General features: G+C 41.5%; 5 protein-coding genes. 2 read left to right on the top strand and 3 right to left on the bottom strand.

Translation table 11 applies throughout. The features are described 5' to 3' along the window. Positions 1–681 precede the first annotated feature (681 nt). Entirely contained in the window at positions 682–1,185 is a 504-nt protein-coding gene (locus H6G41_RS31325; protein ID WP_190751916.1) for a hypothetical protein, read from the bottom strand. Between the two features lie 234 nt (positions 1,186–1,419). Continuing rightward, entirely contained in the window at positions 1,420–1,590 is a 171-nt protein-coding gene (locus H6G41_RS31320) for a hypothetical protein (protein WP_190751913.1), read from the bottom strand. 142 nt (positions 1,591–1,732) lie between these two features. On the opposite strand from H6G41_RS31320, the gene H6G41_RS31315 reads away from it, so the two are divergent. Continuing rightward, positions 1,733–2,146, top strand: coding sequence for a plasmid mobilization relaxosome protein MobC (locus H6G41_RS31315; RefSeq protein ID WP_190751911.1), 414 nt, complete (start codon positions 1,733–1,735; stop codon positions 2,144–2,146). Then, a complete protein-coding gene (locus tag H6G41_RS31310; protein ID WP_190751910.1) occupies positions 2,121–3,911 on the top strand; it encodes a relaxase/mobilization nuclease domain-containing protein in 1,791 nt (596 codons plus the stop codon). Before H6G41_RS31315 ends, H6G41_RS31310 begins: the two co-directional genes overlap by 26 nt. Positions 3,912–4,627: 716 nt before the next feature. Here H6G41_RS31310 and H6G41_RS31305 read toward each other — a convergent pair. Next, positions 4,628–10,753 carry an AAA family ATPase gene (locus tag H6G41_RS31305; RefSeq protein WP_190751909.1) on the bottom strand — a complete coding sequence of 2,042 codons (6,126 nt, stop codon included), beginning with the start codon at positions 10,751–10,753 and terminating at the stop codon, positions 4,628–4,630. Between the last annotated feature and the right edge of the window lie 44 nt (positions 10,754–10,797).

Raw genomic sequence — 10,797 nt, 5'->3', positions numbered from 1 at the left:
ATTCGCTCAACAATCAATGTATTCATCCTGAAAATCATTGAACTGACTCATCTACCAGTGCATTATTTGCCTTCACTTTAAATTAAGATGCGTTTGCCCTGGGGGTAGAATACATCTGTTCTTCTGTTGCGTATCCTCTTATTAGAGCGTCTAGAGCGTTCATCTGCTCGTGAACAAGTTTGAGGCGGCGTGACAACTCAGCTGCCTCCAGGATGTAGCGTTCACGCTCTGCTTCTAATAACCTTAGAATCGATGAATATTCAGCCATAGGAATTATTAATTGTCATTGAGGTAACAGACTGGTGGAAAGTAAGGAAGTTTTTGTTCAGGCTCATATCCGGGTGATCAAACAGAGAACCTATCGCTTTGTGTGTAAGCAGTGCAATGAGGTGGTAGAACGTATCTGCTACCCATCCCAACCAAAGTATTGTGAGCGCTGTCGTCCACCAAAGTCTACATTAAACAAACCTGACACTCCCAAGTTAGTAAAATCCAAGGAGAAACTGCCCATATCTACAACTGATGATTTTAGAGTTGTAGTTGGCGAGTGATATTTAGTCCTGCCTGAACTCATCAAAGGCTAAAACTAAAGTCAATTAATCTATTGACATAGCATCAATGGCAGACTCCACTAATACTGCTCGTTGAATTGGGTCACTAGATTGTCATAATTAAACCAGCTTATAAATCTTCATCCCTGTAAATTTTTGGCACAAAAGCATTTCTGTTTGTTTGGCTCTGCGGCACTGATTTATCCTCTTTTTCCTGCACTGCTGGCTGTTGTTTTTTGCTCTTGCCTTTTGCACTATTTACAAGTGATTTCTCAGCTTCACTGTTGGCTTTAACTGTCGGCTGAGTTTCAGTAGCCGGATTCTCTGACGTACTACTGTCGTCGCTTGGCTCTGCTTTTTGACGACTACGGCTGCTTTTTCTCAATTCACCTATTAAATATTTGATTCTGCTGCCACTCAAATGAATGCCCAGCCCCTTCAGCATCTCTGAAACTTCATCGTAAGTGTAGCCATACTTAGAGGAAGTTAATTTCTCAATGTACCGCCTCATTTTCTGAACAGCAACTCTATCCGATACATCATCTCGCTCTTTTGGCTTCTGTTCCTTTAGCAGTGAGATGGCCTTCTCAACCTTGCTCTTAGTAATTACCTCTGAATTCTGATGTTCAGCCATTGTTATTTCATGCAGTTATTAATTAACTACTAATTATCGACTATTTAAAAAAATCTGCCTCAGCTTCTTTTCAAAATGCCAAAAAAATTGACTATTGCGCCTAAGCCAAACTACCTTTTAGTGTAGCCGCTACACTGTGATGTTTATTTAGCCATACTCCTTATAACGAAGTTATAAATTCGTTACTGCGGCTACGCCCTTTTTCCCATTAAGCCCTAGCTGATTTTATCTCCCCTATTGTGGCGGGAGTCTAAGAAAGAATTTACCTCCTGCTTGATTTTCCGTTATTACGGCTACGCCGTTGCCATCACGCACTGTTAGTTGTAGTATTGTCACATCACGCCTTCTCCGCATCCCGCCTCTCAGCTTCTCGCTGCGCCTCCGTACATAGGTAGCACGCGACACCTCCACTAACCCGAAATTGGGCTAGAAGCCAGCCATGCCTTAAAGCTAACGCTTTACCTCGCTGCGCTCGGACGGCGGCTGGTTCAAGGGGGCGCACCCCCTTAAAAAACCCCGCAACGCTTTGTACTCTAAACCTCTGGTTATGGCTAATCGCAAGCAGTCAAAAAGACTCGTTAGGAAGCATCTGTTTTCACTCAGGCTGAGTGATATTGAGTTGGATCTGCTGCGGATAAAATCACTAGATGCAGGAATGTCAGCCAGTGAATTGATGAGGCGTAATGGATTGTTGCGACCATTGCCCAAACGACTGAGCAAGATTAGCCTACAAACATATTGGGAACTGGGACAAATAGGTAACAACTTAAACCAACTCGTTAAAGCTACCAACACAGCGATAAAAATGGGGCGCACTCCACCAGCCAACCCAGAACTGTTACGAGAACTATTAGAAGTATTGCATCAGTGCAGACGAAACATTGCCCAAGCTGACACGGAATCTGACGACTGGGAAGAAGAGGAAGAAGAAAGCGATGATTGGGAAGCAGACGAAGGGTAGAGGTTTTCGCCATCTGTTAGATTATTTAGTATCACGCGACGATGCCAAACTGATTGGTGGAAACATGAGCGGGAGAAATGCGCGGGAGTTGGCGCGTGAATTTAGACTGTCTCGACAACTAAATCCAGATGCAGAACGTGTTGTTTACCATGTTTCATTATCAGCAGCCAAGGGCGACAAGTTAGATGATGAGAAATGGAATGAAATTGGCTCACGCTACATGTTTGAGATGGGCTTTGATGCCAATCAGTTTGTTATCTTCCGCCACCACAACACCGATGATGACCACATCCACATTGCCGCCAGCCGCATCAGGATGGATACAGGGCTGTTAGTGCATGATTCTTGGGACTATGTACGCTCTGAGAAAGTGCTGCGACAAATTGAGATTGACTATGATTTGGTGCAAGTAATTGGTAGTAGAGAAAAACTTCAACGCACACCCAGCACTGGGCAAATCAGGCGTATAAGGCGAGAGCAAGAAGAATATGAATTGGGTAAACTTGAGCAGCCACCAGGACGCACCATCAAAGAGGAACTTCAGCAGACAATTGACAACGCATCTGTTGACAATCCCCAAATGCCCGAACTTATCATGCGATTGCAGCAATCTGGTATCAGTGTCAGGACAGGATTTACCAGAAATGGCAAGTCAAAAGGCATCTCCTACGAAAAAGATGGAATTGCTTTCAGTGGTACACAATTGGGTGCAGCTTACACCTTCCCAGGCTTGCAAAAACATCGAGGAATTGACTACCAGCCACAAAGGGATGAAGCCCGGATTGAGCAGCTGTTAAACAATCCTGTCGGGCGAACAGTTCTAAACCAACAATCCATAAATGCGAGCGCTCAAAATAAAGCTCAACCTTTAACCACAGATAAACCAAAGCTAAAAGAGAATTCTTTAGCCGAGTTATATAAGTATTACAGTACCGAATTGCAAAACTTATTATTGACTGACCGAGACAAAGAAATTGCTAATAGAGCGTTATTAGATAATCGGCCAGTAGAAGAAGTTGAAGAAATTATATTAGCCAGTCCCGCCCGATGGACTACTGAGGAAGCTAAAGCATTAGTTTTAATTGCTAACAATCAACTGGCATCTAATAAAGAGCAAAAACAGAGTTCACCCCAGTTCACGCCACCATCAGAAGATGAGAGCCTATGGCCTGCATTAAAAAATTACCTGACTCAGCAACGTGGTATCTCGTCAAATTTAGTCGAAACATTACATCTAAAAGGATTGGGTTACATAGACCAGCAGCGAAAAGTTGTATTTATCAAGCGTTCTCTCAATGGTTCTAAATCAGGCGCACTGGTTTGGGACACCCCAAAGCAAGGCGATCGCTGTTCGCAGAACAGCGAAAACACCCAATCAAGACAGAGTTGGTTTCACATTAACTTAGGTAGAGAAACAGACGATAAAATCGAGAGAGTATTTTTGTGTGACTCACCCATTGATGCACTGACGTTAGCACATATGGATATCGACGCACACAAGGGGTTACCACCAGTCAAAACAATGTACTTAGTAGTCGATGACCCGGATAACTTGCCACTAGAATTCCTCAAAAATATCAGCAGAATTGGGCTGGCATTTAGTAAAGATGACCAAGGTAAAGAAACAGCCAAAACTGTATTAAAATTATTGCCCCAAAGTAAGCAACTTCCACCCAATAATCATACTTGGAATGAGGATTTGCTCGAAATACTGCACATAGAGCAACAGAAACGCAGACAGCAGCAGCGCGGTTTAAGTCGGTGATCTCATGTTGCGCCGACGAACTCGTTGCCGCTTCGCTCGATGAGGCGGTGGCTCTTACGGGCATGAAGAAACTGGTTGAGCCAACTAGATCCAAAAGCCCGCAAGAGCCACTCCGCGTTGCCGCCTCATCGCAACGAGTTCTTAAATATTGGAAAGCATCTATTAAATACTTAAAGATTTTTAGCTATGATTATTCGGTTAAAGACCGATTGATTCAACGCATGTAGGTATTGAGCCGAGATACAAGTAAAAAGCAGCAAGATGGACTGAAAAGCCTTGCTGTATATAAGTTTGAGCGTTTTTAGGCGAAAGTAGGATTTTGAGAGAAGATACTTGCAGTCTGAGGGTCAATAATTGCTTTTCGCCTACCACAGAGAATAATAAATACTCTGTGGTAAAAGGCTAATGCTTTGGGCTATAATCCTTTATTTATAAGAGTTTCAGACAATTGACTGCGAAAGATACTCATCGTCCTTGCTATAAAACCTGTAAACAAAATTAATAAATACTCCAAGTAAAGTAGCAATATATACCTTATATTTGCGCTCTAGAGTCAATTTTACTTAAAAATGCCTGAACCCTATATATAACAGGAGTTTCCAGACCATCTTGCAGGTTTTTACTCATATCTCGGCTCACTACCAGTCCCATCTCCCCCGAAAAAAATCGCTCTCCTTCTTTGACGGGTTTCCACGACAGCACAAGGATTTTCAGCGTTAAGAAATATTTCGCCAACGGTATCCGTATCTCGGCTCAATACCTGAATCGCAGAAATTATCTACTCGCAAGGGTAAGTAAATAGCAAAACAACTACCTACCCCCAGTTCACTGGTTAATGTCACTTCACCTCCGTGCAGTTCAACGATGCGTTTGACGAGAGCTAATCCTAATCCTGTACCCTCATAGTTGCGATTGAAGCTGCTATCAATTTGAATGAATGGTTCAAATACTCTCTGGAAATTTTCGGGAGCGATACCAATCCCTGTGTCAGTGATGGCAATTTGTAGATAATTTTGCGGCTCGGTTGCACTGGGGGAAATAAATTCTAGGGTAATAGAACCACCCTCTGGGGTAAATTTGACGGCATTATTGAGGAGATTAATTAACACTTGGCGAATACGTAGTTCATCTATGTACAATGTGGGTAAATCAATCGGTAATTTACTTTCTATCTGAATCGATTTTTTGGCAGCTAGGGGTTTGATAAATTCGAGACTTTGTTGGCATAAAGGTATAATTGCGGTATTTGCACAGTTAAGTTGAATTTGCCCTGATGCAATTTTAGAGAGATCGAGAATTTCGTTAATTAATTCGAGTAAATGATTACCACTGCTCTCGATAGTTTTTAAGGCTCGCTGTTGTTTGTCGTTGACTTCCCCAAATACTTCATCCTGCAATCCCTCAGTCATACCTAAAATTGCATTTAGGGGGGTACGTAATTCGTGACTCATGGTAGCTAAAAATTCGTCCTTAAGGCGGGTAGCACGGATGAGTTCTGCATTGGTTTTTTCGAGTTGTTCTTCGTGTCTTTTGCGATCGCTGATATCTCGAATAACACCCTGGTGTCGAATTATATGACCTTCAGCATCATAAATCGGCACGCCGGTGACTGTCACCCACAAATAACTACCGTCTTGACACAGATGACGAAATTCTTGATTGATAAGTTTTTCACCTCGCTCAACTATACGTCTAATTGATACCACGATCCGTTCTAAGTCATCGGGATGGATCAAATCTAAGAAGGATTTCCCCACGCAATTAGCAGGGTTTAATCCAAACATGGTCTGAAATTGCGGGGAGAGATAACTCAATGTACCGTCTGTTTCTGCTGACCAAATTACGTCAGCAACTCCTTCTACCAAGCCCCGGAATTTGGCTTCACTTTCTGCTAAGGCGATTTCTGCTTGTTTGCGTTCATGAAGTGCAGTTTGCTGTTCGGTGATATCGATCACAACACCGTCCGACATCATTAACCCGTCTGGGTAGATTTTAGGTTGGGCAACTACTTTAATCCATTTTATCTTACCTGTGTACGAGATAATACGGAATTCTTCACGAAAAGGCGAGAGATTCTTAACAGATTGCTCGATGGCTTGGTCAATTCTGGGGTGATCATCAGGATGTTCAAAGTCGCTTAACAGATATTCTCCTGCCATCACAGCTTCAGCACTGACACCATAAAGAGCATAGCAGCCAGAACTTACATAGGGGGTGAATCGCGATCCGTCCTTGAGGTTAATACCAGCCCTAAAAATGACTCCTGGGATGTTCTGCGCGAGAGTTTGGAAGCGGGATTCACTCTCACGTAGTTCTTGCAGCGATCGCTCTAACTGTTGGGCATAGGATTGGGATTGCTCATACAATCTGGCATTTGCTAGGGAAATTGCGGCTTGGGAACAGAGCAATTTCAGCAATTCCACTCGCTCATCGGTAAAAGCGCCAGAGGTGATGGCATTTTCTAAATACAGGATAGCTAGCAACTGCCCTTGATTGAGAATCGGTGTACACAACAAACTCTTGGGTTGGTACTGGAGACAATAGGGATCATTAATGGTGCTGACATGGTTTTTACAGTTGGTAATCACTGTTTCTAGGGTGCGCTCAACATAATGAATGAGTGCGTGGGGAATCTGTTGGCATTGATCTACAGTTTTGCGTTCCAGAGATTGAACAGCATGATCAAAATACTTAATTCCCAGTTGCAAAGTGCCTTCATAGTTGAGGAACAGCGCAGCTTTGTCAGCACCAGCATTAGTAATCACAAGTTGGATGAGGTTTTGTAGCAGTCGATCAAGTTGGATTTCGCTGGAGAGGGTTTGATAGGCTTTGAGAACTGTATTTAAGTCCAGCGTGGCAGAAAATTTGTTAGCAGATATAGATGATTTAGTTGATATTGATTCACTAATCCCAGATTTTGTCAAGTAAAAAATTGGTGTCAGTAAATTGGGATAGTGTTTTGCCAAATCATCTGTTTTGGCTTTTGCTCCCCATCGAGCATAGCAGTAGTAAGCTTCTTGCATATATCCGGCGGCAACTTTTTCTTTGCCCCAGTCAAGGTAAAATTTAGCAGTCAGTTCATTAGCTAAGGCTTCATCTTGAAGGAAGTGGTTTGCTTGGGCTAGGGAAATGGCGCGATCATAAGCTTCTATGGCATCGGTTTTATTGCCCAATACCCGACACCGTTCTGCTTCCACCAGTTGCCAACGATGCTGATGGTTGCTGGGAGCTAATGTTCCCCAATACTGCAATTGGTTTTGATATTGTTGAACTTTTAACAGGATGTTTTGTTGTTCTGGGGAAGATGCAGTGGCATACTGGGTTAACTGAATTAAGGCATCCAAGCACGAGTAGACAGGAATTAAAAAAGTAGCGATCGCCCCATCTAGGTATTGAGCAGTTTGAACAGACATTTGGCTGGCTGCTGCATATTTGCCAAACAAATAATAGAGAAAGCATTGATTCACATACCACAGACACAATGCCGTGCGTTGATTGGTTGCTTGCATCTGTGGTATGTATATTTCTTGGTTAAATACTGCTCCCGTTAACTGATCAGGAACTCCTTCTCCCTCTCCCAGTAAATTCAATACAGTTTGTTGCTGAATGTCGTGTTCATGGCGAGAAGTGCTGTGTTTATAATTTTTAATAGTTGGGTAATAGGCATTGATAATCTGATTCAGTTCGGTTAATTCCTGTCCTAGATAAAAAGCGTAGCCACAGGATATCGCCGCACTTAAGCAAGCAACCTCAATATCGCCAGTTTCTAGCGCACTACGGTAGGTTTCGTGCAAACCCAGAACAGTTTCCGATAGTGGAATTTTCCAATGCTTGATAAAAGCATGAACTACATACCAATTGCGGGGTTTAAAGGATATTAGTTGCAGTCGTTCTCGCAGGCTTAATGCCAATTCTCCAAATTTATAGCTATTTTCAATGTCACCCATCAGACCAGATAAAATGACCCCATAGTCACCGTAAGCAAATACAGAAACGGGACTATTGCCTGACTGAATGGATAATTCAATTTGTTTGAAAATCAGCAATGGCATGAAGCTAGAACCTGAAATATAGGCGGCAGACACTAAAACTGTCATTATTTCCATTGCTGCCAACTGTTGGGGGTCACTCATGGTGGGCAAATCTAGTAAGCTGAAAGGGTCTTGATCTGCCCACAGCGATCGCGTCACACGAAAGGCTTGTTCTATATCTTCCTGGGTGGGTTGTGCTGAAAATTCAATGCCCAAGGAACGTAGTACCTGTAATCCAATTTGGATGGACTCAAGAAATTTACCTTGGGCTTTAGCTCCCATAATTCGGGTTTGTTGAACTTTAATGGTGTCTAGCAAGGCGTTGCTATTTTGTAATACGGTGTTTGCCCACCGTTCCATTTCCTCAAAATCAGTATGAAGATAACAGGCTTCAGTAATTTCTTCATGGAGTAACAGAGTCAGGGCATAATGGCTTTGCCAGGCGGTTGCAGGTAAAAGCTTGATGCCTGTGGCGAAATAATTGATCGCCACACCATAGGCTGTGGCAGTTTTGGCTTTGCGTCCAGCCGCTAGATTTAACTGTGCCAAGCTTTCCCGTTCTGATGGCTGTATGATCAGGGTAGTACCGATATTCAAATGATTGACTATCTCAAAAAGTCGCTCTTCTCTTTCACTGACGGTAGAATTACGTAGTAATAGCTGACCTATTTCTAGATGGGTGGCTTGCTTGCGATCATCAGCAATCAAGGAATAAGCGGCTTGTTGTGCTCGGTCATGTAAAAATTTGTATGTCACTGAATGGGAATTTTCTAATGTACATACAAGATTTTCTTGTCCAATATAAAATTTATAAACTTCATTAACTGGTACAATCAATCCCGCTTGTAAGGCCTGCCATAAATCAGCAGATACCTGAATTGGGGATGTTTGGGCAACAATCGCCAAAGTATCTAAATCAAAAGCATTGCCAATACAAGCAGCTAACTTTAGCAAATGTTGAGTTGATGGCGATAGTTTTTGTAGTTGGTAACTCATAAAAGTCACAACGTCATCTGTTACCGCTTGAGTTGTTACTTGTGTAATGTCACATTGCCAACAACCCAACTCAAAGTTAAATTGAATTAATTCATCTTGATGTAATGCTTTGAGAAATTGGGTAGCAAAAAATGGATTACCTTGGGTTTTTTGAAATACCAATTTAGAAAGAGGAGATGCCAATAATTCTGAGCATTTGATTGTATCAGCAACTAATTGATTTATTTGGATTTGATTGAGTGGTGCTAATGTAATCGTATTAATTATTGCCGAAGTTTTTTGTAACTCACTCACAGTCAACATTAATGGATGCCCTGGGTTGACTTCGTGATCACGGTACGCCCCAATTAATAACAGATAACTCGTATCAACCATTAATAGCTGGATTAATTTTAATGATGCGGAATCTGCCCATTGTAAATCATCTAAAAATATTACTAAGGGATGTTCGGCACTGGTAAAAACTTGAGTGAATTTTTGGAATAATAAATTAAAGCGATTTTCCGATGCTGTTCCTGATAATTCTATAGCTGGTGGCTGCTTGCCAATAATGCTTTCTAATTCTGGGATAACCTCAATAATGACTTGTCCATTATTTCCCAGCGCTGCTAATATTTTTTGCTTCCAGTCCTGAATTTTAGCATGACTTTCTGTTAATAATTGCCTCATTAAATCACGGAAAGCTTGCACGAATGCTGACAAGGGAATATTACGATTCAATTGGTCATATTTGCCTTGAATAAAATAACCCCTTTGTCGTAAAATTGGCTTATGTACCTCATTAACTACCGCAGTTTTACCAACCCCAGAAAAACCTGCAACTAGCATGATTTCAGTTGCTCCTTGACTGACGCTCTCAAAAGCTGTCAGTAGGGTTTTTACTTCAGTGTCTCGTCCATACAGTTGATCAGGAATAAGAAAGCGATCGCACACATCCCTCTGTGCAATGCTAAAACTTCCAATTCTAGCTGTTTCTTGCAATTGCACCCAGCATTTTTCTAAATCATACTTCAGTCCCAAGGCACTTTGATAGCGGTCTTCGGCATTTTTTGCCATCAATTTTTTGACTATTTCTGCAATTACATCTGGAATGTCTGGATTAATTGCATTTGCTAATGGTGCTGCTTTGGCAATATGACAATGTATCAATTCCATCGCATCTTGGGAATGAAATGGTAGTTCTCCTGTCAAGAGTTCATAAAAAGTCACACCTAAAGAATACAAATCTGTGCGATAATCAAGTCCCCGATTCATTCGCCCCGTTTGTTCAGGAGAAATGTAAGCCAGTGTTCCTTCTAAAACATCAGGATTGACTAAGGTTTGTGTTTCTCGTGGTAATAAAGATGCAATACTGAAATCAATTAATTTAACTTGTTTAGTTTCTGGATTAATTAAAATATTACTGGATTTAATATCTTTATGAATAATTTTTTGATGGTAGAGAAAATTTAAAATATCACATAAAGATATAGCAATTTCTAAAAATTCTCTCAAGTTGGCTTGGTTTCCTCTTGTCCTTCTCCACTCTGACAGAGAAATACCCCCAAAATCTTCCATGATTAATACATAACGATGCTGATAAGCTACAAGACTGTAAGCTTGAATGATTCCGGTGAAGTAAATATTTTTGATAATGGTATATTGATTACGAAAATTTACTAATTTACTAAACCTGGTATAAGGATTTTTCAGCAGTTTAATCACTACTGGTAATGAATCATTGTCTCGATATCCGCGATAAACAATGGTTCTGTAACCTTCATAAATGATGTCGCTAACTTGATACCCAGGAAGACTGACTTGAGAGCTAACCATAACTGGGTGAACCCTTGATATTTCTGTAAACTTTAGTATATATC

Source organism: Tolypothrix sp. FACHB-123, from assembly GCF_014697075.1.
Taxonomy (GTDB): Bacteria; Cyanobacteriota; Cyanobacteriia; order Cyanobacteriales; family Nostocaceae; genus Aulosira.
Note: the sequence above shows the minus strand (reverse complement) of the source record. Positions and strands in the feature narration are given on the sequence as shown.